Source organism: Pseudarthrobacter chlorophenolicus A6, from assembly GCF_000022025.1.
Taxonomy (GTDB): domain Bacteria; phylum Actinomycetota; class Actinomycetes; order Actinomycetales; family Micrococcaceae; genus Arthrobacter; species Arthrobacter chlorophenolicus.
This window is the reverse complement of record NC_011886.1, coordinates 4,325,850-4,350,307: the sequence shown is the minus strand read 5'-3', so window position 1 is coordinate 4,350,307 and position 24,458 is coordinate 4,325,850. Positions and strand designations below refer to the sequence as shown.

Genomic DNA, 24,458 nt, shown 5'->3' with positions numbered 1-24,458 from the left:
AACGGGGTAGCCGTGCCGCGATCCGCCCTCAATGTGGGACCGGGGGCGGATCCTCGCCAGCCTCAGCGGCACTCCGCTACGGCGCGCACAGAGTAGCAGCTCCGTCGATTCGATAGAGGTGGACCGAATTCCCGTTCTCAAAGGTGTCGCTGAAGCTGCCGTTTGACATCTCAATGCTGCGGTCCTCATTGAGGACCACCACGGTCCCGCTACCATTTGCCAGGCAAGGAATGTCGAACCGCGCCTTTTGGGATGCAACTTGGGCGGAACCGGCGAAAATGTAGAGCGACTCACCATGGATTTTAACTGCGCTTTGCACTCGGCCGGTGTAAGTGAGCGCGCCATCGAGGAATGAGGAATTGAGAACGGGTGCGAGTTCCGCGAGTTGGTTGTTCAAGGTTGTCACATCAGATCTCATCTGCGCGGCACATGGTTCGCGGAGTAGATGGAATGAGCGACAATTTCCGCCAAAGCTGTGGTTGAAATAAACTATCCCTATTGCTCCGTGGATAATACTGCTCCACACGGCCGCCCGGATCTGTGCCCCCGTTATTGCCTCTTTCGATGCTTCGAAGGGCTGACCGAGCTCTACGAAAGACCAAACAGGTATGCTTCTCAGCGGGCTGACCAAAGATCGCACACGATCCACGGTCCAACCATAATTAGCGGCTAAGCGGCATTCGGATTCTGTCAATGGACGTTCGCCGCCTACTAACGCCCCACCCTCACCTTGGCTGCAGATGTTGGGGTCCGTGAACCAGTAATTGTCTGCCGATACGACATTCTGGTACTCATTGATAAAGCGCGAAGCCTGGGCATCCGTTTCCCAGAACGTGACACCTTTGCCGTAGTTGCCATAAATCAACCTGGAGCTTCCAGCGCTGGCAGCGAGCTGTTTTTGTAGCGAATAGCCGCACGGGATGTTTTCTGGTTCGCAGATGGGACCTTGCCCTGGCCAGTTTCCGGTCCATGCAGCCTCGCCCGGACCGGCCCACATGTCGGCTTCGTCAGCCAGGACGGCACCGTTATCTCCGGGGGCAGAAGTGCTGGATAACGCATAAGGCTGGAGGCCGTCCAAAAGGCTGAGGTCGGAACTGGGGGCTAGATCAACGTAGAGATTGATCCCGGCTTCGCTGTCGTTTCTAACATCGTCCTGATTCAGGATGGTTTCCAGCCAAATGCCTATAGGAAAGTAGTCCGGTGTCGCCGGTAGGGGATTATTGAACTTTCCGTAATAATTTAATCCGCCATCAACGGTCCGTAAAGATCGCTGTGGTGCTAGCTCATTGCGCTCAGTAGCAATTTTCCCGAATTCCTGAATCGCAATTGAACCTTGGCATGCATTGATGGCTATTGCTGCAGCGGTAAGTGACGCGGCTAGAACGGCCCGCTTTAGCGGTTTCATTTATTCTCTCCCAGGCTTGATTATCGGGCGCGGGCCTTTTCGCCGGCTGCCACGAAATGCTTTGTATCGTTCTCATCCTGTTCTGATGCAGCAGTCGCCATACTGACATTCCTGTATTCCAAATCGGCCGTTACGGCAGGCGGTGCCGTTGTGCTCGCGCGCCGTCCGGTCCTTCTTGGTACAGGGATTGTCTCTGGCGCAGGGATATCTTCGGGGGTCTCTATCGAAATATTCACCGAAGGGACATAAGGCGCCTCTTTCGGAAAGGGGGCGACGCTGTTCTGCTTTCCGTCACGCCGTACGGTTCCGGCCCGCGCTAGCGACACGGCACCAAAGAGCAATACACTTCCGGCAATTCCAACCATGATCAACGACCTCAAGCGGCTTGAGAAAAGCTCTTTGGCCGGACCGGGGCCGCGGACCAGGATGGGCGAGTACAGATAGCGGTCATCAGCCTTATTGACCTTCTGTACCGAGTAGAGGGTAGATGTGAATTGCTCGCCAACGAGCTTTGCTGTGGCCACGGCCTCGGTCTCGGAATCCGCGGTTGCTGTTACCGTCACCAAGCCCATACCAATGCTTGAAACAGGTGCGATCTTGAAGTCAGTGGCCAAGCCCGCCTCTTTAAGTTGATCGACGTATGCCGGATCGGAGAGTTTGGTGATAACAACCTGTGCAAGGAGGGAACTGTCGTTACTGCGCAGGTACGGGTTATCAGAATTCAATTTGGCAAGATCCGGGTCCCTCTCAAGTTCCAGATTTGAGGGGACATCGGGTGCCGTCAGGGCGTATGACACCGTTGCCTCGTAGGATCGGGGTGCGAAGAGATAGACATAGACGCAGGCGCCGATTGTCAGCAGTACTACGGGCAGGGCCACCCACTTGTGCCGCCAAAGGGTGGTCAAGACTGTCAGCGGGTCCATTTTGTTCCTTCCCCAGTTCTTCTACGTTCTGGCGGCGGTACTGACGCCATTGTGTGATATGAAAGTTGATCTTTGACCAAAAGCCAGACCACGCCGCTGAGCCCCACGAAGAAGGGGCAAAGTAGGGCGAACGTCTGGAATGACAGGGCATCAAATGTTCCCGCAGATACAGCGGCCACGAGCATGGCGGCACCTACCGCTCCTGCCAGCACTCGCGTCTCAGGTGTCTTTGCATGGTGCGCTGCAGTGAGGCTGGCAAAGAGTGGGGCCAGAAAATAGGCCAGGAGTGCCGCAAGTCCTATTCCTCCCATTGTTGCTATTGTCAGCAAATACTGGTTGTCGAATATGTCCTTTGCATCTATAGGCAGCCAGGACCCCGGTCCCAGACCAAGCCATGGACGATCGAAGAATAGTTGCCAGGCCAGCGGGTAGTCATCAGTCCTATAAGTAATTGAAGAGTCCGATGAACCTGCTGTAGCGGAAGAAAAGAGAGTGGAAACCATACCGGGAACCAAGAGGAAGAGACTTACGATTCCCAAAGGAACCACCACCATGGCCCATCGCCTCGCCAGGTCCGGCAGGTACGGGATGAGGATGAGTGCTGCAATGGCTAAACCAATTAGCCCCGTGCGGGACACGGTGATGACGTTCCCGGCAAAGATCAGGATCGGTAGCAGAACACGGGCTGACTTTCGCGCTGCTGAATCGAACAGACTCCACCAGATGGCCAAGGGCAAAAGCATGGAGCAGACAACACCCAGTTCGATCGGGTGCATCGTAGTTCCGGCCACACGCATGAATGCCTCCCGAGCTTGGAAAGCGGTGCCGGAGCCGTTGTCCTCAAATCCGACCATCATGGAAGCCACCCATTCCATGGGGTTTATCCGCAGGGCAAATTGGGCCAAAGCGACGACGCAGCAGAAGGCAGCCCCGGCCATGACCCACCGCACAAGAGATTTGACAGATTCAACTGACCGGACCGTTTCGGTGGTCAGCAAAGTCACGCCGGCACCTGCCAGCAGCAATATGAGCCACCGATCGGCTCCGGCTCTGCCGGCGGCGTCGTTGCCGCCGCTGAAACCGGCAAACATCGCTGCATAGCTGGCGCAGCTGGCAATGATCCAAAAGAGCATGGCTGCCCTGCCGGGATGACCAAAAGGCATCGGGTTATGCAGCCCTAACCCTGACGCTACTAGCCATAGCAGGAACGTCCCTACTGCCAGGACCTGGCCTGCACTTCCGCTTGCGCCGAAGGCCGGGAGAACCATATACGAGGGCAGAACAAGCGTCGCCAAAAGGACAAGATAGAGGACTGCCGGAGGATTCACTTTCGAAGTGCGGGCAATGTTCCATGTCATGTGTGGACATCCCCCGGTTGAAGCCCTCCGAACGATTGCGCCTCGATAATGGCGGCAGTTTTCGCCTTGGTTAGCTCCCATGACTTCCGCGCTGAGGACGCTGAGTGCGCGGCTTCTCCGGGCGAGGGAGGGTCTTCGACGGCCCGGCAGAGTGCTTCGGCTATACCACCAGGGGTTGCCGGTGCCCACCGGACACCTGGGGTACCAAGATCTTTCCTCGCGAAGGGGTGGTCGTTCACTATCGGCGCCATCCCGCAGGAAAGCATTTCTTCCGCCACCAAGGAAATATTGGTGAAGGAAAGGGCCAGCCCTGCCAGACATTGGTTATATAGACGGTTCAACTGTACCGGCGACAGCTTCCCGTGATGGTGGTGCGGAACCTGCCATGACGGAAGTGGATCGCCATACACGTGGATGGGCTGCTCCGGGTGCCTCCTATGAAAGTCTTCCATTGCGAGTTCACCCAACAACGTGCCTCTGCGGTCCACACTTTCGCGTGCGTAGAAGACCACGCCGCTCCTCGTGCCGTAATTGTCGAGGACATACGTGTCTCCGTCGCATCCAAAGGGAACTGCAGCAGACGAGACGCCCGCGTTTTCAAACAACGCGTCGGCCACCATGTTTCCCAAGGCTATGTGCGTGAAGCCAAGCCGATAACTGTCCTCTGCCAGGCTGTACAGGCTGCCCCTCGGAAAAAAGAAGGGTTCGTAATCCTGAATGAAATAGAAGCGATGGATCGCTGCTGCAGCGCTCCGGCGCGCAAGGACATGTGCTGTTTCCCAGGAGCTCGCCACACACCCATCAAATCCTTGGATAGAGGCTGGGACTACACGTATGTCGGCGTGCAGCCAAGGCCAATACTCGCGGACTACTGCGACTGCACGTGACATGTTGGTGCCGTGGCGATCGTACAGGAGGAGCGTGCACTTGTGGCCCCGATCCTCCATCCCTTTCACCATTCGGAAAAGAGTGGTGTGGCCGCCGGATCCCGGACCTGGTGGGGTACAGAGCCACCCCAGGTTCAGGGCTTCCTGCGACGCTCTCCTCCCTGGGGGCGGCGCCAGGCAAAGTTTGGTTGAGTCAGCGACATCCTGCGTGAGAAGCGGGAAATCAAGGGCTGAGGTGGCGAAGGCAACGGCAAGGTTGTTGCTTAACCGCCTCACGGCTCTGCGGCCGATATCCCCGGCACCGTGGGTGCGAATTCTTTCGACTAATTCCCGAACGCGGGTTTCAGTCATTTGATCACGTCCTCGTCTGAAACTAGGGAGAGAAACTTGGCCGGGGTCCGCATCTAAAAAACCCCTGTCCTGTGCCACCTATGCCACGCCAAATCGGATTTGATTCGCCCCCGCAGTCGCAAGGCGACGGCTCGTGGTCTCAACAGGGGTGGTAGGAACCATTCAGCAGGCTGCAGGTGGAGTCGGTTCCATTCAGGACTGCTGATAATTGCAGGATCCATGGCCGCGGACAGATCCAGCCAGGTTGTTCGCAGCGATGAAAACTGTATGCCGCGGGCGAGTTCGTGCCGTGTTTTCCAGAGTGCTTCTTTTGCCAACGATCTCCGCGCCAGGGCATAAAGGTTGGTGGAATCGGGGTGTGCGCCGGCGGGCCCTTCAAAAAGAACCCTGAAGGCGGCAACGCGTTCACGGAAATCGACGACATCGTCGACATGTGTCGCTGACAGGCTCTTGGCGTGCTCGCGATGCCATGCCTGGTCGGCGCCGTGGATATAGGCCACATCGGAGAAGGCGGACAGCCTCAGCCAGAGCTCCATGTCATGGCTGTGCGCCAAAGGTGACAGATAGCCGTACCTTTCGAGCAGGGAGCGGCGCATCAGGACTTCCGGTGAAGTGATGACGTTCTTGCCGGAACGGCAACGATCGGTCAGCCACTCCCTCCCCGGCCATACGGTCCATGCGGTGGGCCGTACACGAGGGGATGGAAGCTGCAGCTTCGAAAAATGGAGAGGGTGCCCGTAGACCAGTCCCACCGACGGAAAAGCCTGAGCTACCAAGGTGGCGCGCCCCAGAGAACCGGGTGTCAGCATGTCGTCGGCATCAAGTCGCACGAGGAATTCACCGGTAGCAACGCGCGCGCCGTCGTTGAACGCTTCCACGGGCCCTCCATTATCCGGGCGGTGGATGCACGAGACATTGGGATGCCGCTCGCGGAGCAATTCCGCGACAGCGCGGCTGTTGTCGGTGGAGGCATCGTCGACAATGATGATTTCCACGTCTACGTCCAGCTGGGAAATGCAACTCTGCACCGCGTCCGGAAGATAGCGGGCGTAGTTGTAGCAGGCAATAACAACCGACACCTTCGGTTTGTAGGTCCTGGTTTTTTGCGGCTTGATCCTGATTCGTTGAGACACCCGCTCAGGCGCCTCCTGAAGCGTGGTCATGCGCCCAGCACCCTGCGCAGGCAGTCGGCCACTTGTTCCTGTTGCCCGGCGGTAATTCCCGGAAACAACGGAAGAGACATGATTTCTGCGGACTGTTCCTCAGCAGTTGGAAAGTCTCCCTTTTGGTGCCCCAAATGCGCGTACGCCGGCAGGAGATGCACCGGGCTGGGATAATGAATTCCTGCTCCAATACCGGCCGCATTAAGTTCCCTTACCACCCTGTCCCGGTCTGGCACCCGCACCACATACAGGTGAAACACGTGGCCGTTACCAATCGCAGCCTTGGGAAGCGTCATCATCTCCAGGTCGTCAAGGAGCTGCTGGTAGCGGATTGCGGCTTCGACGCGCTGCGAATTCCATTGGTCAAGGAGTGCCAGCTTCGCATTGAGAACTACGGCCTGAAGCGTATCCAGCCTCGAGTTGAAGCCCACCTCGAGGTGTTCATAGCGGTTGATTCCGCCATGGTTCCGGAGCCGCCTGACCCGCTCGGCGAATTCCTGCCTGATGCTCATGACGGCACCAGCATCTCCATAAGCTCCAAGGTTCTTGCCCGGGTAAAAGCTGGTCGCTGCCACATCACCCAAAGCACCCGCACGCACGCCATTTCGCGTCGCCCCCTGCGCCTGTGCCATGTCCTCTACGACCGCCACGTCCGGCGGGACAGCGCTGCGCAGTTCCTCAACTGCTGCAGGCTGTCCGTACAGATGGACGCCAATGACTGCCTTTGTTTTTGCCGTAACCCTGTCAGCGGCTTGGGCGGAGTCGATCAGGAAATGATCATTGCAGTCCGCGAGCACCACACGGGCGCCACACCTTTGAACTGCGCCTGCCGTAGCCACAAACGTGTTGGCCGGAAGCACAACCTCTGTACCGGGGCCGGCTCCTGCCGCCCGCAGCGCAAATTCGATAGCGTCAGTCCCGTTGCCCACACCCATGGCGAAGGGAACACCGCAGTAGCGGGCCCAGGCTTCCTCGAACTCTCCCACCTGAGGTCCCATGATGAAGCTTGATTCGGCAATTACACGATTGAAGCCTTCGCGAATGAGATCGTTAATTTGGATTTGTTGATGGGACAAATCCACCAAGGGAACGATCGTCTTTGTCATGGCATACCTCCGGAGGGTGTCGGTACCTGGTCCGCGGGATGCAGCGGATCGTTTGTGGCCGCTTCCCGTAGGAAGCCGGCGGCATCTACCAACTGCCGACGGAACCAACGGAAGAGCAGCAGGATGTACATACAGGTGCCGGCCGCAGCTCCCACGAGGACTGCCGCTGCCGGCGCAGCGACAGTTTGGGTCACTACGAGGGTTACCGCGGCAGAAGGGAGGGCCGCCACAGCGGGTGGCCAGATCTTCCCTGCCACGGACCGGACGTCCGCCCCGGCCCGGCGGAGGGCGAGAACGTATGCCGGACACACGACCAGCAACCCCGTGAGCAGGTGGGCGAATGCAACCCCGGTTGTTCCGCCGGAGAGCATTGCGAGTACAACTGCGGGAGTCAACCCGGCTATCCAGGCCACCTGCACCAGGAGGGTGCTGTTGGCTGCGCCTCGTGCAAGGAGATAGGAAGCGGAGAGGTCAAAGAGGGTCCGCAGGGCGCCAAATACTCCCAGCCACGCAAGTATCGATGCCGCCGGAAGCCAGCGGCTGCCGTAAACAAGTTCAATCAGTGGTGCGGACAGAACGGCGAGTATCAGGCCCGCCAACAACGCTACGGCCCATACCGGCCCCGCCATTGCGGCAAGACTCCTATCTGCCTTGCCGGAGGCAACTCTGGCGAAAGCGGGAATGGAGATGGAACGGACCACCTGGCCAAGAGCGCTCATCGGCCAGTTTGAGATGTTGAATGCGAGGAAGTAATAGCCAAGCGCAACCGGGCCGGCAAGCCGCGAAATGACTACATTATCCAAATTCAAAAGGGCCCAAGACAGGACGTTGGCCCCGGCCACAGGCAGTCCGTAGGCGAGAACTCCAGGGGCCACGGTTTTGTCAAAGCCAGGCCGCACCCGCTCGCCTGAGAATACGAACTGGAGTACCAGCGTCACCGATTGGGCACCTATCCTCCCCACCGCCAAGGCCATGACGCCAAAGCCGCTCAGGACAAGCAAGACAGTGAGGATCGCGCTGATGGCAAAGTCTGCCAGAGCGATGATGAACAGTTGCTTCTGTGCGAAGCGCCTTTGCAGTGACGCGTATGGAACAACTCCGGCTCCTGCGAGCACCAGCGAAACAGCCATAACGGCTATGACAGGGCCTGCTTCGGGGCTGCCCATCAGCGCGGCGAGACTCGGGGCGGACAGAATCAACGTGACGGTGAGCAGTGCCCCGGAGCCGAAGCCGAAGGTGGCAATGGTGGGGGCAATCTTTTCGGGAGCAGCTGATCGGACCAGGTCCGCTGTCATCCCGAGGTCGGCAAACGACATAAGGACAAGCTGCACGGTCAATGCGACGGCGAATACGCCGAACTGCTCCGGTGCAAGCAGCCGGGCCAGAACAATCCCCATAGCGAAGGTCCCTAGTTTGAGGACCATGCTGTTGACGCTGCTCCAAGCGATTCCACGGCGAACCAGGGAGTCGAGGCTTCCTTCGGTCGCCGGCACGTTAGGTTCCCCCTGGGGAGTTGGTCATGCGAACGGAACGCATCTGCCTTCGCATTGAGAGTCGGAATTTCGCCGTCTCGAATCCAGATCGGGCGACAGAGGCTGCATGGGCCGCGGGTTTCCTGGGCGCGGAAAGCTGGGCGCGATATATGGATACGAGACGTTCTGCTGCCTGGGCCACGCCGAACCTCTCTTCAACCAGGCGGCGCCCGTAGTCTCCCAACATCTCCCGCCGTGGCGCATCGGCCAGAAGCTCTGACAGGGCACTTTCGAGTTCGACTTCACCCGCGCCCACAGTTCCGAACCATCCGTCTTTCAGGAATTGCGCTTCAGTCTCCGGGCTCGCCGTCCGCCAGAAGCCGCAACGTCCCTGCACGATCAGAGGCTTAGAGAATGCCATGCCTCGAAGCGCCGAACTGCCCATGCCAAGAACGACGTCGGCGGCGTCGTAAACGGGGCGGGGATCCAGGACGTTTCCCAAGACGCGAACCACTTCTCTCCCGTGGCGTTGGTTCACGGTGGATGCGAGCCCGTGCACCTCCGTGAACCCCTCACCGTCACCGGCAATGGCCAAGATTACGTCCCGCACAAGGGCCAGCTTGTCGATGACCCTTATGGCAGCCAGCACACCGTCGAGTTTGCCGAGATCCGTGGTGAGCCGACCAATAATACTTACGACCAGAGACTGGGATGGAATTCCGATTTGCCGGCGCGCCGTATCTGTCCCCCTGGATTTGTTAAGTTCGGTATTGATCGGGGGCTCGATGACATGAACGTTATCCCGGCGCTGTGCCTCCAGCTCAGCGAGCCCCTGCGTACCCACGATCATGGGAATATCGCGTGGAAGAAAATCGGGAATATCCATGGAAAGCACCGTCATGACAGCCTTGGGCTTCCCCGTGAGATGTGGACCAAACCCGGTATTAACTATTGCGGTCCATTCATAAGCGTGCACAATATCGATATTCATTTGGCGGACGGTTGAATTCAGTTTCCGGATGGTTCCGGGATCAACGGAGTATCGGCTTCGCGGGGCGCGGATGTAGGGCAGTTCCAGTTCGTTCACTTTGTCCAGCAGGACGCCGTCTGTGGCGTAGATGCACACGTCGTGCCCCAATTCGCGGACAGCGGCGGCAAGATCCAGGGCGTTGATTTGGCTGCCACCCATTGCCAGTTCATGTGGGTAGACCAAGATCCTCATCCGGTCCTTGGCCGCCAGGTCCCCAGGGTTTTGAGAGGCAGCCACGCGCGTGACTTGCCGCCCCATCGGCCGGGCACTCACAGCGCTCCTCCGTAATTGAAAGCCGCCCGTTCGATCTCGTGGGCCGGCACCCCAACCCAGGTCTCGCCGTCGGGCACGTTGCTCAGCACGGCCGCGCCCATCCCCACCGTCGCGTAGGCACCTACTGAGGTCCGTTCGCGGACGCTGGCGTTCATGCCAAGGTAGGCTGCCCGGCCAACCCGGACCCCGCCGCCCAGCGAGACCCCCGCAGCGAACGTGGCGAAGTCCGCCACGTCGTCGTCGTGCGTGAAGGTCACCGACGGCATCGCCACAACGTGCGCGCCGATGGTCACGGCCGCGGTCAGAGTGACATTACGCAGCAGGATGCTGCCCCGGCCGATCCGGCACCCCTCCGGGTATTGGACCGAGGGGTCCACCGCGGTGGCATACCGCGACTCGTTGAAACCCTGGGCCGTGAGCCGCTCCACCACGGCCTCACGCGCCCTGCCCGAGCCGATACACACCAGGACGAACGCGTGCTTGAAGTTCACAGCGTCATCGATCGTCCCGAGCACCGGTGCGCCGTCCACGGTCACGCCCGCCATTTCGCGGTCGTCATCCAGCAGTCCGACGACGTCGTACTGGCCACTGCTGCGCACCATCGCCAGGACTTCGCGGGCCAGGCCGCTGGCAGCGATCAGGATCAGCTCGCTCATGCGTCCGCTCCGGCCGCGGCGGCGCGGATGGTACTGATGACGCGGTTCATTCCTTCGTCGTCGAGCTCGTGGAAGACCGGCAGGATCAGCGTCCTGTCGTTGAGCCGTTCCGTCTGCTGCAGGCAGGCGTTGCCCGTGTCACGCCACTTGTAGGCGGGCTGCCGGTGCGCGGCCATGATGCCCCGCCGCGCCGAGATGCCGGCCTCGGCCAGTCGCTCCAGCAGGCCCTCGCGGGTGGTGCCGAAGGTGGGCAGCACCTCGATCCAGAATGACTGGAAATTCGAGGTGCCGTACGGCGGATCAGACACCAGCCGCAGCCCCCGCAGGCCGGACAGCCCGGCCACGTACCTGGCCGCGATCTCCCGCCGCCGCGCCAGCACCTCCGGGAGCCGGCCCAGCTGCACGATGCCGACGGCGGCCTGCAGGTCCGTCATCCGGTAGTTGAACCCCACTTCGAGGAAGAACTCGGGCGGGGCCAGCATTGGACCGTGCCGGTCCGCCGCGGACACGCTCATCGAATGCTCCCGCAGGGTCCTGGCCCGGGCCGCCCAGTCTGCCCTGTTGGTGGTCAGCATCCCGCCCTCGCCCGTGGTGAGGATCTTCCGCGGGTGGAAGGACCAGACAGCAACGTCCGCGCCGGCGCCCACGGGACGTCCCCGGTACGTTGATCCCACCGCGCAGGCGGCGTCCTCGATGACGGTGATCTCATGCCGGTCGCACAGGACCCGGATGGGGTCCAGGTCCAGCGGCACCCCACCCTGGTCTACCACGATCACGGCCCGCGTATCCAGCGTCAGCGCCGCATGGATGGTTTCCGCCGTGACGTTGCCGGTCACCGGATCCACATCGCAAAACACCGGCCGCGCCCCCAGATAGGTCACGGCGTTCGCCGTCGCGATGAAGGACAGTGACGGCACCACCACATCGTCCCCGGGACCAATGCCGGCCACCGCCAACGCCAGATGCAGCGCGGTGGTGCAGCTGGAGGCCGCGACGGCGTGGCGCACCCCCTGCGCCGCTGCGAACTTCTCCTCGAACTCCTTCACCTTCGGCCCCTGCGCCACCCAACCCGAGGCAACCACCTCGGCCAAAGCCCGCGCTTCTTCCTCCCCCAGCCACGGCTTCATGACGTTGATCCGCGAGAGCACCGCTTCAGCACTCATCACGCACCGGCTTTCCGGGACGCAGCGATCTCATCGCGCAGCGGTTTCCACCAGGCCACCAGCTCACGGAGTCCCTCCTCCAGCCCCACCTCGGCCTTGAAAGCGAGGTCCCGGGCTGCGGCGGTGGTGTCCGCCAGGCGCCGCTCCACCCCGTTGACCTGCCTGGCGGGACCATGTTCCACGGCCAGGCCGGAGCCCATGACCCGCAGGAGCGCCTGCGCCATTTCCAGGAGGCTTGTTTCGGTTCCGCTGGCGATGTTGTAAACGCCCTCGTGTACGTCGCCGGCGGCGGCGAGCACGTTGGCCCGCGCCACATCAGTGGTGTACACGAAGTCCATGGTCTGGAGCCCGTCGCCGAAGATCAGCGGCGGCCGGCCATCCATGATGCGTTCCATCCACCGCACCAGCACCTCGGTATACAGGCCATGCACGTCCATCCGCGGGCCGTAGACGTTGAAGTAGCGCAGCAGCACGTAATCCAGCCCCGTCATCGCGCGGAAGCTGCGGGCCATGCCCTCGTTGAACGACTTGGCGGCCCCGTAGAAGGTGTCATTGTTGGCGTGGTGGTGCCGTTCCGCCGTCGGGAATTCCTCCGCCATCCCGTAAACGGACGCACTGGAAGCCGCCACCAGCTTCCCGACCTTGTGCGCGGCCGCCGCCTCGATGACGTTGAACGTTCCGTCAACCAGCACCTCCAGCGCCAGCCGCGGCTCTTCAGCGCACTGGGTTATCCGGATGGCCGCCTGGTGGAACACCAGGTCCTTGCCCCTGACCAGGTCGTTGACCAGGTCCCGGTCCTGGATGGTTCCCCGAACCAGCTCCACCCGTCCCGATGAAAGGGCGGCGTCAAGGTTTCCAAGCCGGCCGCGGACCATGTTGTCCAGGACGTCGATCCGGCCCGCGCCGGCCTGAAGCAGCGCATCCACCAGCGTGGAACCGATGGTGCCGGCACCGCCCGTTACCAGGATGTTGGCCCCCTCCAGCCGGCTCACCGCGCTCCCTCCATCTCTTCGGCGAGCTCGGATCCCGCAACAGCAGCGGGCTGGCCGTCCTGCGTCAGGCTCCGGGTCACGGCCTCGAGCACAGACAGCACGCGAAGCCCTGATGCGCCGCCCGTCCGGGCCTCCTGGCCGTTGCGGATGCAGCAGGCCAGTTCCGCCACCACCTGGCTGAGGGCCTCCCGCTCCGGCAGTGCCGGGGACCAGGTATCGCCCAGCCGGTAGGAGATGTTGGTGGAGGCCTTTTCCCCGGCTGTTTTGGGCTGCCGGTCCAGGCTGACGCCCCTGTCGTAGACGCTGAGCCGCTGCTGCGGGTTGAGGTCGTCCCAGACCAGGGTTCGCAGGGACCCGCCAATCACCATCTGCCGGATTTTGGTGGGGCTGAGCCAGTTCACGTGCACGTGGGCCGTGGCGTCGTTGGGAAGCCGGAAGTTCAGGTGGCCCACGCAGTCCCGCCCGGTGCCCAGCGGGTCCGCCCCGAAAGCGGAGACCTCGGCAGGGTTGAGGCCGCCCGGAAGCACGAAGTCGAGGATGGAGAGGTCATGCGGGGCGAGGTCCCAGAACACATTGACGTCCGGCTGCACCAGCCCCAGGTTGATCCGTGTGGAATCCACGAACAGGATCTCGCCCAGGGACCCCGACTGGACGAGTTCCTGCATCTTCAGGACAGCAGGTGTGTAGCAGTAGGTATGGTCCGCCATGAGCACCAGGCCGTTGGCTTTAGCCTCAGCCACCATTTCCAGCCCGTGTGCCCGGCTGTCAGCCAGGGGTTTCTCCACCAGGACATGCTTGCCGGCGCGCAGCGCGGTCATCACGGTGCCATGGTGGGTACGGGCCGGCGTCGCGATGGCCACAGCATCCACGTCGAACGTGTCCAGCAGTTCGTCCAAGGACTCGACGGAGGGAATGTCACCCACCGACGCCGCCAGCTTTCGCGCGCGGTCAAGGTCCAGGTCGCAGATGGCAACGAGGTCCCAGTCGGGGCTGGCGTGCAGGTTGCGGGCCAGGTTGGGCCCCCAGTACCCGGCGCCCACGACGGCGATCCGCAAGTTCGGCGATGGTTGCCGGTGGGTGTGGGCTTGGAAAGGATTCGGGAAGGATCTCATATCACTTTCTTTCCGGAGTGCGGTTGGGTCAGTAGGCGCCGGACGGCCGGACGACTGCCCGGAACGTCCGCCACAGAATCAGCAGGTCCCCGGCGATGGACCAGTTTTCGACGTAGTAGAGGTCCAGCCGGACGGCCTCATCCCAAGGAAGATCGGAGCGGCCGTTGATCTGCCAGAGCCCCGTGATTCCGGGCTTGATCAGCAGGCGGCGGTGGGTGTGGCGTTCATAGCCGCTGACCTCCCGTGCCAGCGGAGGCCGCGGCCCCACCAGGCTCATGTCGCCGCGGGCCACGTTCCACAGCTGAGGCAGCTCATCGAGGGAGTATTTCCGCATCCACCGGCCGCAGCGTGTCACCCGCGGGTCGTCGCGCATTTTGAAGAGCACCCCGGCGCCCTCGTTCTGCGCCCCCAGGGTTGCCAGCCGGGCTTCCGCGTCCACCACCATGGACCGGAACTTGAGCATGCCGAACGCCTGGCCGTCCCGGCCAACCCTGTCTTGCCGGAAGAACACCGGGCCCGGGCTGTCCAGCCGCACGATGACCGCTAGGACAACAAGCAGTGGGGACAGGACCAGGAGGGCCAATAGCGCCATTCCCACATCCATGACCCTCTTCATCGCGTGCTTGGCACCGGTGTACTGCGGGATGTCGACGTGCATCAGGGGCAGCCCCTCAACCGGCCGCCAGTGGATCCGGGGACCCGCAACGTTGGTCAGCGTGGCCGCGAGGATGAGTTCCGTTGACGATTCCTCAAGCCGCCACCCGAGCTCGCGGATGAAACGGTTGCCACCGGGGAGGGGCCCGGCGATGATCACCGAGTCGGCCTCCGCAAGCCGGACCGTGCGGGCGATGTCATCCGTGGAGCAGAGCACCGGGATGGCCCGCCCGTCCACCCGGAGGCTGGCTCCCCGGCGGGCTCCCGGGAGGCACACACCCAGGATCTGATACACCGGTCCCGATTTCCGGAGGACCTGCTGCACCACGTAGCGGACGTCGTCCGGATCACCCACCACCAGGGCCCGGGACAGGCACCGGCCCCTGGCCTTCTGGGCCGTCAGGCGGCGGCGGAACGCCCACCGGTTCGCGGTCAGCCCCAGCAGGCCAAGCGGCAGCGAAACCGTAACAAAAGCGGTTGCACCGTGCAGGGAGAACAGCACGGCGGCCAGGCCCATCAGGCCGAAGACCCGGAAGGTTGCCGAGGTGACGCGCTTGAATTCGTCGGCGCCGATCCCCAACAGCTTGGCATCCCGTGTCCGGTAGACTTCCAGGCCGATGAGCCACAGGAAGGCAATAACAGCTGCCGAGGCCACCGTTCCCGCATCGCCCGGGTCCGCCGGTGCGAATCCCACATAGGAGAGCTGGCAGCCGGCGCCCACCGCCCCGATGACCAGGAGCGAATCAGTCACGCGCAGCAAATTGACGTGCGTGGCGAGCCAGGACGCTGCGGCCCTGCGCCCCGTTGCCGGAGCGCTGGCCGGGGGGCTTGCCGGAGCGCTGGCGGGACGTGCAGTTGGCGGCCGCAGAAACCGGGTTCCTGCGGTATCCGCCGCCGCCAACTGCGTTGTTGCCATCCGTTGTGCAGCAACGGGCGCAACGGGCCAGCGAAGGCCGGCACGCCGGGTTCTGGCTACTGGTATCTCTGCCAAGGTGACCCCTTCCCGGCATGTCCGCTGATGTCTGGCCGTGAAGAAAAGCTAGCTTTCAAAATGCCGGCCCGGCGGGGTTCGGAAGGGGCTTTGTGGGTCCGTCCGCGGATCAGTGTGGATACTGCGGATACCTGCATTTGCAGGCTTCAGGCCCTACAGGACGGGCAGGACGTACGGCTCCGCCGGCGTCGATTCCTTCGTGCTGGCGAGGGCTGTCAGCTGCGCGCGGGACTCCACGCCGAGCTTCCGGTAAATGGCAGTCAGCCGCACTTCGACGGTCCGGACGGACACATAAAGGGTTGCCGCGATTTCCTTATTGCGGAGCCCCCGGGCCACCATCCGGGCCAGGGCGCGTTCGTGGTCAGCCAGCAGCATCATGGCCGGGTTGCCCTGCGGCCGGGCCGGTTCCACCCGTTCGTCCAGCAGCAGCACATCCACGTGCTGGGTCCACGCATCGGCGCCGGCCTCGTCGAACATCACCTTGGCGCGCATGAGGGCATCCCGGGCGTCCCGGATCCGTCCGAAAGCGTTGAGGCGTTCGGCGTAGCACAGCAAGGTGCGGGCACGCTCAAGGATCGATTCGTGCCCCGTCCTTGCTTCGAGCGCCCGGGCAAAGAGCTGCAGGGACTGTTCCCCGTCGGCCAACATGGCGCGGCTCCGCGCCACGGCCAGCATCAGCCAGGGCGACCGCAGCCCCACCGAGCGGCTTTCCAGGCGCTGCAGGGCCAGCGTTGCCTCACGGTGCCGATTAAGCCGCACCAAGACTTCCACCAGGTCCCCCTCACAGCGGAGCAGGGTGGGGTTGCTGAAGCACATCCCGATTTCCGCGGCCCGGGACAGCTGGGCGCAGGCTTCCGCCAGGTCCCCCCGCAGCAGCGCGAAGTGTCCCTGCATGGCTGCCAGCTGGGCGGAGAGCGCGGGATGGTTTTCCGAGGCTGCGAACCGGTGGGCCTCGGTGGCGTAGCTGGCGGCCAGCGCTTCGTCCCCCAACGCGTGTGCCCGCCACACCCGGAAGAGGTGCCGCATCCCGCGGAAATACTTGATCTCAGGCTCGTGCGCTTCCAGTTCGTCGATGAGCCGGACCGCCACGCGGATGTTGCCGGCCCGCACCTCGTTGTCCACTGCCAGGAACATCGCGCACTCCCGCCAGTTGGTGTCGCCGGCTTCCACGGAACTGCGCACCATGGCGAAGGCCTCCGCCGCGTGCTCATACCGCTCGGCGTAGCTGAGGGCCCGGCCCTGCACCAGCAGGCACAGTGCGCGGGCTTCCCCGGCAGGCTCATGCTTGCGGGCAAGGCTGGTGGCGTCCCCGCCGATGGAACCTACCAGCGTTTGCGCGCGTTCGGCGATGGCCAGGCACTCGGGCGACGCCGCATCCCGGAAGCCGGTGCCGCACCGGAGCACCTCGGCTGCGTCAGACAGTTCCCACCGTTCCGCGTAGTAGAGGGCTGCGCCGGCCAGCAGGCCCGCGGTGAAGGCGGGGTCGTGCCGGCCAAACTCCTTCGCCAGGCGCAGCACCATGCTCGAGCGCACCGAAGCGCCCTGGGCAAACTGGATCTCGAAGGCCAGGCCGGTCAGCCGAAGGATGAGGGCCGGATTGTGGGTGACCCGGCGCGCCCAGTCCAGATAGCGCCGGGCGTACACGAATTCGCCGAGGCTGAAGAGCAGTTCGGCAATGGCAGCGAGGCGGGCCGCGGTCTCGGCCTCCCACGGGTTGAGGGTCAGGGCCCGCTCAACGTACTCGACGGCGAACGGCACATCGCCGCCGCGGATCAGGTCCACCCCGTGCCGCAGCAGGCTGAATGGCGTTTGACGCTCCAGCGCCGTGTAGCTCAGGTGCCAGCGCCTCGCGTACGGATCAGAGGACTCCGAGGCGTTTGCCAGCGCACGGTGGCTGGCTGTCCGTGCCGCCGGGGTCATGGTGGAAAAGACGTAGCCGCGCAGCAACTGCTCGCGGATCCGCAGGTGTGGTCCCGTTCGGCTGACCAGGCCTTCGGACAGCAGTTCGTCGACGCCGGACCATACGTCTCCGCTGACCTGTTCCAGGGCACCGATATCGGTCCGGCAGGACAGCGAGAGAAGGTCCAGGATGCCGCGGGCCGACGGAGTCAGCCGGCCCACCACCGCAGCAAATTCCGTTTCGAAGCTGCCCCTGCAGGGCAACGGGATGGGCATTGCGTACTTCCCGTCGGCCTGCCGCTCCAGCAGGTGGCGGTAAAGCTCGACGGCGGCGAGTGGATTGCCCGGCGTGGCTGAGGCAACCGCGTGGGCGGCCGCCGTCGTGGCCTGTTTTGCGGGGATGGCCTCCAGCATCCGCACCGTCTCGTTGTAGCTGAGCGGATTAAGTAGCAGCGACTCCAGTCCGTTGAACGGGCTGTCAGGCGGGGCGCCGCGGGCGCTCAGGAACAGCGCAATGTCGGTTCCGGTCAGGCGCCTGGCCAGGAAACCGATCACTGCCTGGCTGCCGGGGTCGAGCCTGTCGGCGTCGTCAATGGCAATCACCGTCCGCGATGATGACCGCTGGAGCAGTCCAGCCAGGAGCGTCGCCGAGAAGGCAGGGACGTTTAGGGTGCCCGCCGCGTCCCGCAGGAGCTCGTCCGCGATCCTGTTCAGGACCGGGTCGTCCATCCTGTTCAGGAGGGCCGTGATCCCGGAGAGCGGCCAGTCGGACTCGGACGCGCTGGCGCTGAGGAACACCGTGGGGTAGTCGCACAGGGCGGAGATTTCGGCAAGGAGTGCGGACTTTCCCGCTCCCCTGCTGCCGGACACCACCAGGGCGGAATCCTTGGGTCCGCGGATCACCGACAGGATCCTGTCCAGTTCCTTACTCCGGCCTACCAAAGACATGGGGTCCCCATCCTGTGAAGAAAGGAGACCGCATTCTTGCGCATGTGTATCCGGCACGGCAGCCGTACCGCCGGTTCCTGCCCGGAGGTCCGGCCCGGCCAGATCCCGCCGCCAGCGCGAAACCCAGCCGTAAAAAGGAATATATAGCGGCCGCAGTTCGGGGTGCCATGCAAATAGGCGCTGGATTGGCTCAAGATTGGGCGCCGCGTTTCCTGAATATTTCGGGGTTGACCTGCAGGCATCTTTTGATGCCCTGTAATGTCCGCAGCTGGAGAAAGTTCTGATTTGGATGCTGCGGGCTTGTGCCGATGCACATAATCCCGGAAGCCGGAGCGGGTCTAGGGTGGGAGAAACTTGTGATCCATCGCACTGGACGGCCCCGGGAAACCTCCGCCGCCGCCAGTAGCCCCAACTCCACGCAATAACCAGAAGGACGGCGCACGCATGCCCGCTGACCAGCAACTGTCCAAATCGCTCAAACCACGGCACCTTTCCATGATCGCCATCGCCGGTGTCATCGGGGCCGGACTCTTCGTCGGATCCGGAGCCGCCATCCAGCAGGCGGGCCCGGGCATCCTGGTGGCCTACATGGCCGCAGGCATCGTGGTCATCCTGGTGATGCGCATGCTCGGTGAGATGGCCGCTGCAAACCCCGAGACCGGCTCATTTTCCACCTATGCAGACAAGGCGCTGGGCCGCTGGGCCGGATTCAGTATCGGCTGGCTCTACGCATGGTTCTGGATCATCGTGCTGGGCATCGAAGCCACCGCCGGGGCTGCAATCATGCACCGGTGGGTTCCGGGCATCGACCAGTGGGTCTGGGCATTGATCCTGATGGTCCTCCTGACGCTGACCAACCTCGGCTCGGTGAAGTCCTACGGTGAATTCGAGTTCTGGTTCGCGTCCATCAAGGTCACGGCCATCATCCTGTTCCTGCTCTTCGGCGTGGCGGCCATCCTGGGCCTCGTACCCGGCGTTCCTGCCCCGGGCCTGGACAACCTGCTGAACAACGGCGGATTCATGCCCAACGGTCCCGGCGCCGTCCTCGCCGGAATCCTGGTAGTCGTCTTCTCCTTCTTCGGCGCCGAGATCGCCACCATTGCCGCCGGCGAGTCCGAGAACCCGGTGGATGCCGTCAAGAAGGCCGTCAAGTCCACCGTCTGGCGCATCCTCGTTTTCTACATCGGTTCCATCGCCATCGTGGTCACCCTGCTGCCGTGGAACGATGCCAGCGTGGCCAAGAGCCCCTACGTTGCCGTCATTGAACTCTTCGGAATTCCGGGCGCCGGAACCATCATGGACATCGTGGTGCTGACCTCGGTGCTGTCCTGCCTGAACTCCGGGCTGTACACGGCCAGCCGGATGCTGTTCTCGCTGTCCAAGCGCGGCGACGCCCCCTCGTCCTGGACGAAGATTTCCCGCCGCGGAGTGCCGGTCGCCGCGGTGCTCGCTTCCACCGTTGTCGGCTTCGTCACCGTTGGCCTGAACTACATCGCACCGGACACCGTATTCCTGTTCCTGGTCAACACCTCCGGCGCCATTGCGCTCTTCGTCTGGCTGGTCATCGCCTCCTCACAGCTGATCCTCCGCAAGCGCATGGGCGCCGCCGCCAAGGACCTTGCCCTGAAAATGTGGCTCTTCCCGTACCTGACCTGGCTGTCGATCGGCAGCATCGTGGCCCTGCTCATCGGCATGGTCATCCTGGACTCCACCCGCGAATCCCTGCTCCTCTCCGTGGCGCTGGCAGCGGTGGTGGTGGCCATCGGCGTCCTGCGCTACCGCCGGCGGGGAGCCTCGGCAGGCCAGGCCGGGGACGGACTCGAAGCCGACGACGTCCCGGCCAAGGCGGGCCCGGCGTCGTAATCTGCCGCTTTTCCACATAGGAGAGCCCGTGCTGCCATCCCGGCTGCACGGGCTCTAGCCTTGAGTCAAGCGCGAATCGCCTATCCCGCCCAAATGCACTAAGATATTGAAGTCTGTGCTGCGCCCCAGCCACCGTTCCGGCGGCGGGGCTTGCATGGAATCGCAAATGAACCTCCTGTTACGGAAATGCCGTAACCGCTTAGCCCAAAGGAGGTGGGTTCACATATGCGTCCTTACGAATTGATGGTAATCATCGACCCCGAGGTCGAAGAGCGTACCGTTGAGCCGTCGCTTCAGAAGTTCCTGAACGTCATCACCAACGATGGTGGAACCATCGAAAAGGTTGACATCTGGGGCCGTCGCCGTCTGGCTTACGACATCAAGAAGAAGTCCGAAGGTATCTACGCCGTGGTGAACTTCACCGCCAAGCCGGAAACCGCCAAGGAACTTGACCGCCAGCTGTCTCTTAACGAGACCATCATGCGCACCAAGATCACCCGCCCCGAAGAGCAGAAGGTTGTTGCCGAGTAATTTCGGTACCACTCTTCATTCTTCACCCCGCAGGACTCGAATCTTCACCCAGGATCGAACAAGGAGGCAGTAGATGGCAGGCGAGACCACCATTACGGTCATCGGTAATCTCACCAATGACCCGGAATTGCGGTTCACACCGTCAGGTTCGGCAGTAGCGAACTTCACCATCGCTTCCACCCCGCGCACCTTTGATCGCCAGTCCAACGAGTGGAAGGACGGGGAAACCCTGTTCCTCCGCGCTGCGGTGTGGCGTGAAGCGGCCGAGAACGTCGCGGAGTCCCTGACAAAGGGCATGCGCGTCATCGTTACCGGGCGCCTGAAGAGCCGTTCCTACGAAACAAAAGAAGGCGAAAAGCGCACCGTTATCGAGCTTGAGGTCGATGAAATCGGCCCCAGCCTGCGCTACGCAAACGCCAAGGTCAACCGCACCCAGCGCTCCGGCGGCCAGGGTGGCGGCGGCTTCGGCGGAGGCAACAGCGGCGGTGGCTTTGGCGGCGGCAACTCTGGTGGAAACCAGGGCGGCAACTCCGGCGGTAACTGGGGTGGCGGCGGCGGCAACCAGCAGGCTGCACAGGACGACCCCTGGGCGACGCCCGGCGTCTCCAATGCAGGTGGCTGGGGCAACGGCCCCGACTCCGAACCGCCCTTCTAACAAATCATCTCGGCCCGGCGTCGGGACCGCATCACTGTGCCTGCCGGCACGGTGGCGGGTATCGCCGTCGGACCACCACCATCCCGTGGATCAATATCCACGGGCTCCCTAGAATAGGAGCTCCACGATGGCTAAGGCTGAACTCCGTAAGCCCAAACCAAAGTCCAACCCCTTGAAGGCCGCTGACATCACTGTCATCGACTACAAGGACGTAGCATTGCTGCGCAAGTTCATCTCCGACCGCGGAAAGATCCGCGCCCGTCGCGTCACCGGCGTCACGGTCCAGGAACAGCGCAAGATCGCACAGGCAATCAAGAACGCCCGCGAAGTTGCCCTGCTGCCTTACTCCGGCGCTGGCCGCGGTTAAGGAAGGGATTTACTAACATGGCAAAGCTCATTCTGACCCACGAAGTCACCGGTCTCGGTGCTGCCGGCGATGTTGTCGAGGTCAAGGACGGTTACGCACGTAACTTCCTGCTGCCCCGCAACTTCGCCCTGACCTGGACGAAGGGTGGCGAGAAGCAGGTTGAGTCCATCAAGGCTGCCCGCGCCGCCCGCGAGCACGCTTCCCTGGAAGATGCTCAGAAGCAGGCCGCTGCACTGCAGTCCAAGCCTGTCCAGCTGGTTGTCAAGGCCGGCGAAACCGGACGCCTGTTCGGCACCGTCAAGCAGGCCGACGTCGCCAACGCTGTTGAGGCCGCAGGCCTGGGCAGCATCGACAAGCGCAAGGTTGAACTGCCGGTCCACATCAAGTCGGTTGGTTCCTACCAGGCCAACGTCCGTCTCCACGAGGATGTTGCCGCTGTGATCGAACTCGACGTAGTAGCCGGAAAGTAATTTCTGACTGCACCGAAGACCCCCGCGCCGGACACCGGCCGCGGGGGTCTTCTGCATCTGCGATCAGGGCCGGTGGAGTTCGGCCATGACGTGCTGGTAGCCGCTCCTGATCATGGCCTCCAGCACCGTGCGGTCAACATCAGCCAGCCTGTTGATGTACAGGCAGGCGGCACCGGTCTTGTGTTTGCCAAGGGCTTCGAGGTGCGGCCCGGCGTCGGGCCCGTACGTCAGCCCGTACAGGGCAAGGTTGGACTTCCGCGGGGAGAACCCGACGGCGGCCGAGTCGCCTTCCCTGCCGGTGGCATACCTGTAGTGGTAGCTTCCGAAGCCGACAATTGTGGGTCCCCACATCACCGCATCCTGCCCGGTGATGCTCCGCATGAGCTCCAGCAGTTCGAAACCGTCCGCCCTGCGGACCGGGTGTTCCACTGCTGCCAGGAATGCGTTGACGTCAGCCCCGGTGGGGGCGGTCTTGTTCTCTGCCATGGACGTAGTGTTGCAGACGCCGCCGTGGTGCTGCCACACCGGTGATAGCCTGCACCGGTGACCAACCAGAGCATGCGAATCCGCCCGTTCCACCAGGCCGACGTCTTTTCCGCGGAACCGTACCGCGGAAACCCTCTGGCCGTGGTGGTGGACGCCGAAGATCTCTCGGCGGAGCAGATGCAGCACTTCGCCAACTGGACGAATCTTTCTGAAACCACTTTCCTGCTGCCGCCCACAGACCCTGAGGCGGATTACCGGGTACGCATCTTCACCGGCACCGAGGAGTTTCCTTTTGCCGGCCACCCGACACTGGGCTCGGCCCACACCTGGCTTGAGGCAGGCGGCGTCCCGAAGTCTGCCGACTGGCTGGTTCAGGAATGCGGGGCCGGCCTGGTGCGGATAAAGCGCGACGGCGGCCGCCTGGCCTTCGCCGCGCCGCCGCTCACCCGCTTCGAACAAGTGGACAGCTCTGTCCGCCAGCAGCTGGCCGCCGCCCTTCGACTGCCGTCGGCCGACATCCTGGATGCATCCTGGCTGGTCAACGGACCCGAATGGATCGGCGTGCTGCTGGGATCTGCCGGGCAGGTCCTGGCCCTCGAGCCGGACCTGGCTGCCATGGGGAGCCTGAAGATCGGGGTTATTGGCCCGCACCAGCCGGGTGGGGACGCCGATTTTGAGGTCCGCACCTTCATTCCGGGCGATGCCATGGTGGAGGATCCTGTGACGGGAAGCTTCAACGCAGGCGCCGCCCAGTGGCTGATCGGCACCGGGCGCGCGCCCAGGCAATACGTGGCGGCACAGGGCACCGTGCTGGGCCGTGCAGGCCGTGTCCACGTCTCCGCCGAGGGGGCAAACATCTGGGTGGGCGGCCACTCGGCCACCTGCATCCGGGGGACCGTCACGCTGTAGGTCCTCCTTTCCGCGTAGGACGGCTCCTGGCCGCAGCGGGGCTTCACGATGCTGCACGGGAATACCCGGGGAGCGTCGCCTGTTCACCAAGTAGATGCAAATGCATGTACGATCATTGGACCCGCAACAGGAGAACGCCATGGAAAACCGCCGCATTACCGTCCTTTCCGCCGGACTCGGCGTGCCGTCGTCGAGCCGCCTGCTTGCCGACCAGCTCGCGGAGTCGGCCAAGCGGCAACTTGAGGCCGCCGGCTACAGCGTGGACGTGGAAACCGTCGAACTGCGGGACCTGGCGGTGGACATTGCCAACAACTTCGTCACCGGCTACGCGGCCCCGCACCTGGCCGAGGTGATCGCCGCAGTTGAAGCCTCGGACGGCATCATCGCAGTGTCCCCGGTGTTCAGCGCCTCGTACAGCGGGCTCTTCAAGTCGTTCTTCGACGTGCTGGACCCCAAGTCCCTTGACGGCAAGGCGGTCCTGCTGGGCGCCACGGGCGGAACGGACCGGCACCAGATGGTCCTGGACTACGCCATGCGCCCCCTGTTCAGCTACCTCCGCACCCGGATCGCGGCCACGGCCGTGTTCGCCGGGCCGCAGGACTGGGGCACCGCGGGCGACGCCGACACCTCCCTGGCCAGCAGGGTGGACCGGGCATCCGGCGAATTTTCGCAGCTCCTGGAAGGGCTGCAGCCGGGCCGAAAGCTGGCGCCCATGGAATCCCTGCCGTTCGAGCAGCTGCTCGCGGGGATCTCCGGAGCCAACTGACCGGCAGGTTGGCTCGTCGCCGGTCCAG

The 24,458-nt window shown here is 63.1% G+C and carries 22 protein-coding genes; 7 read left to right on the top strand and 15 right to left on the bottom strand.

The features are described from left to right. Positions 1–76: 76 nt before the first annotated feature. From ACHL_RS24060 to ACHL_RS19525, 14 genes are all read right to left on the bottom strand, one after another. A complete protein-coding gene (locus ACHL_RS24060; protein ID WP_015939051.1) occupies positions 77–1,405 on the bottom strand; it encodes a hypothetical protein in 1,329 nt (442 codons plus the stop codon). 20 nt (positions 1,406–1,425) lie between these two features. Further along, positions 1,426–2,328, bottom strand: coding sequence for a YveK family protein (locus ACHL_RS19585; protein WP_015939050.1), 903 nt, complete (start codon positions 2,326–2,328; stop codon positions 1,426–1,428). After that, positions 2,316–3,686: an O-antigen ligase family protein gene (locus tag ACHL_RS19580; protein ID WP_015939049.1), complete on the bottom strand. Its 1,371-nt coding sequence runs from the start codon at positions 3,684–3,686 to the stop codon at positions 2,316–2,318. Before ACHL_RS19580 ends, ACHL_RS19585 begins: the two co-directional genes overlap by 13 nt. Continuing rightward, positions 3,683–4,924: a rhamnosyltransferase WsaF family glycosyltransferase gene (locus ACHL_RS24270; RefSeq protein ID WP_015939048.1), complete on the bottom strand. Its 1,242-nt coding sequence runs from the start codon at positions 4,922–4,924 to the stop codon at positions 3,683–3,685. Before ACHL_RS24270 ends, ACHL_RS19580 begins: the two co-directional genes overlap by 4 nt. Before the next feature lie 53 nt (positions 4,925–4,977). Continuing rightward, positions 4,978–6,087 carry a glycosyltransferase family 2 protein gene (locus ACHL_RS19570; protein WP_015939047.1) on the bottom strand — a complete coding sequence of 370 codons (1,110 nt, stop codon included), beginning with the start codon at positions 6,085–6,087 and terminating at the stop codon, positions 4,978–4,980. Beyond that, positions 6,084–7,193: a DegT/DnrJ/EryC1/StrS family aminotransferase gene (locus tag ACHL_RS19565; protein ID WP_015939046.1), complete on the bottom strand. Its 1,110-nt coding sequence runs from the start codon at positions 7,191–7,193 to the stop codon at positions 6,084–6,086. The genes ACHL_RS19570 and ACHL_RS19565 overlap by 4 nt, the downstream gene beginning before the upstream one ends. Continuing rightward, positions 7,190–8,686, bottom strand: coding sequence for a lipopolysaccharide biosynthesis protein (locus ACHL_RS19560; protein WP_015939045.1), 1,497 nt, complete (start codon positions 8,684–8,686; stop codon positions 7,190–7,192). Before ACHL_RS19560 ends, ACHL_RS19565 begins: the two co-directional genes overlap by 4 nt. A 1-nt stretch (position 8,687) precedes the next feature. Next, positions 8,688–9,887: a glycosyltransferase family 4 protein gene (locus tag ACHL_RS19555; protein WP_139187374.1), complete on the bottom strand. Its 1,200-nt coding sequence runs from the start codon at positions 9,885–9,887 to the stop codon at positions 8,688–8,690. A 77-nt stretch (positions 9,888–9,964) separates the two neighbouring features. Next, positions 9,965–10,624, bottom strand: coding sequence for an acetyltransferase (locus ACHL_RS19550; protein ID WP_015939043.1), 660 nt, complete (start codon positions 10,622–10,624; stop codon positions 9,965–9,967). After that, a complete protein-coding gene (locus ACHL_RS19545; RefSeq protein WP_015939042.1) occupies positions 10,621–11,787 on the bottom strand; it encodes a DegT/DnrJ/EryC1/StrS family aminotransferase in 1,167 nt (388 codons plus the stop codon). Before ACHL_RS19545 ends, ACHL_RS19550 begins: the two co-directional genes overlap by 4 nt. Beyond that, on the bottom strand, positions 11,787–12,779 hold the full coding sequence (locus tag ACHL_RS19540) for an NAD-dependent epimerase/dehydratase family protein (protein WP_015939041.1): 993 nt from the start codon (positions 12,777–12,779) through the stop codon (positions 11,787–11,789). Before ACHL_RS19540 ends, ACHL_RS19545 begins: the two co-directional genes overlap by 1 nt. Next, positions 12,776–13,891, bottom strand: coding sequence for a Gfo/Idh/MocA family protein (locus ACHL_RS19535; protein WP_015939040.1), 1,116 nt, complete (start codon positions 13,889–13,891; stop codon positions 12,776–12,778). Before ACHL_RS19535 ends, ACHL_RS19540 begins: the two co-directional genes overlap by 4 nt. A gap of 28 nt (positions 13,892–13,919) precedes the next feature. Continuing rightward, positions 13,920–15,461, bottom strand: coding sequence for a sugar transferase (locus ACHL_RS19530; protein ID WP_015939039.1), 1,542 nt, complete (start codon positions 15,459–15,461; stop codon positions 13,920–13,922). 228 nt (positions 15,462–15,689) lie between these two features. Continuing rightward, the gene (locus tag ACHL_RS19525) at positions 15,690–18,383 is read right to left on the bottom strand and encodes a helix-turn-helix transcriptional regulator (protein ID WP_015939038.1); all 2,694 of its coding nucleotides are present in this window, start codon (positions 18,381–18,383) and stop codon (positions 15,690–15,692) included. A 444-nt stretch (positions 18,384–18,827) separates the two neighbouring features. Between ACHL_RS19525 and ACHL_RS19520 the strand changes: the two genes are divergently transcribed. From ACHL_RS19520 to rplI, 5 genes are all read left to right on the top strand, one after another. After that, entirely contained in the window at positions 18,828–20,246 is a 1,419-nt protein-coding gene (locus ACHL_RS19520; RefSeq protein ID WP_015939037.1) for an amino acid permease, read from the top strand. A gap of 225 nt (positions 20,247–20,471) precedes the next feature. Further along, positions 20,472–20,777, top strand: coding sequence for a 30S ribosomal protein S6 (gene rpsF, locus ACHL_RS19515; RefSeq protein ID WP_015939036.1), 306 nt, complete (start codon positions 20,472–20,474; stop codon positions 20,775–20,777). Positions 20,778–20,850: 73 nt separating this feature from the next. Further along, positions 20,851–21,432, top strand: a complete 582-nt coding sequence (locus ACHL_RS19510) for a single-stranded DNA-binding protein (protein WP_015939035.1) — start codon at positions 20,851–20,853, stop codon at positions 21,430–21,432. A 127-nt stretch (positions 21,433–21,559) separates the two neighbouring features. After that, complete coding sequence (gene rpsR, locus ACHL_RS19505) at positions 21,560–21,799, top strand: 30S ribosomal protein S18 (RefSeq protein WP_003800144.1); 240 nt, start codon at positions 21,560–21,562, stop codon at positions 21,797–21,799. A gap of 17 nt (positions 21,800–21,816) precedes the next feature. Next, positions 21,817–22,269 (top strand): 50S ribosomal protein L9, encoded by a 453-nt coding sequence (rplI, locus tag ACHL_RS19500; protein WP_015939034.1) that lies wholly within the window; start codon positions 21,817–21,819, stop codon positions 22,267–22,269. Positions 22,270–22,332: 63 nt separating this feature from the next. Here rplI and ACHL_RS19495 read toward each other — a convergent pair whose 3' ends face one another. Further along, entirely contained in the window at positions 22,333–22,755 is a 423-nt protein-coding gene (locus ACHL_RS19495) for a DUF1801 domain-containing protein (RefSeq protein ID WP_015939033.1), read from the bottom strand. A 72-nt stretch (positions 22,756–22,827) separates the two neighbouring features. On the opposite strand from ACHL_RS19495, the gene ACHL_RS19490 reads away from it, so the two are divergent. Together ACHL_RS19490 and ACHL_RS19485 are read left to right on the top strand one after the other, a co-directional pair. Next, complete coding sequence (locus ACHL_RS19490) at positions 22,828–23,664, top strand: PhzF family phenazine biosynthesis protein (RefSeq protein ID WP_015939032.1); 837 nt, start codon at positions 22,828–22,830, stop codon at positions 23,662–23,664. Positions 23,665–23,803: 139 nt separating this feature from the next. After that, complete coding sequence (locus ACHL_RS19485) at positions 23,804–24,430, top strand: FMN reductase (RefSeq protein WP_015939031.1); 627 nt, start codon at positions 23,804–23,806, stop codon at positions 24,428–24,430. Positions 24,431–24,458 lie beyond the last annotated feature (28 nt).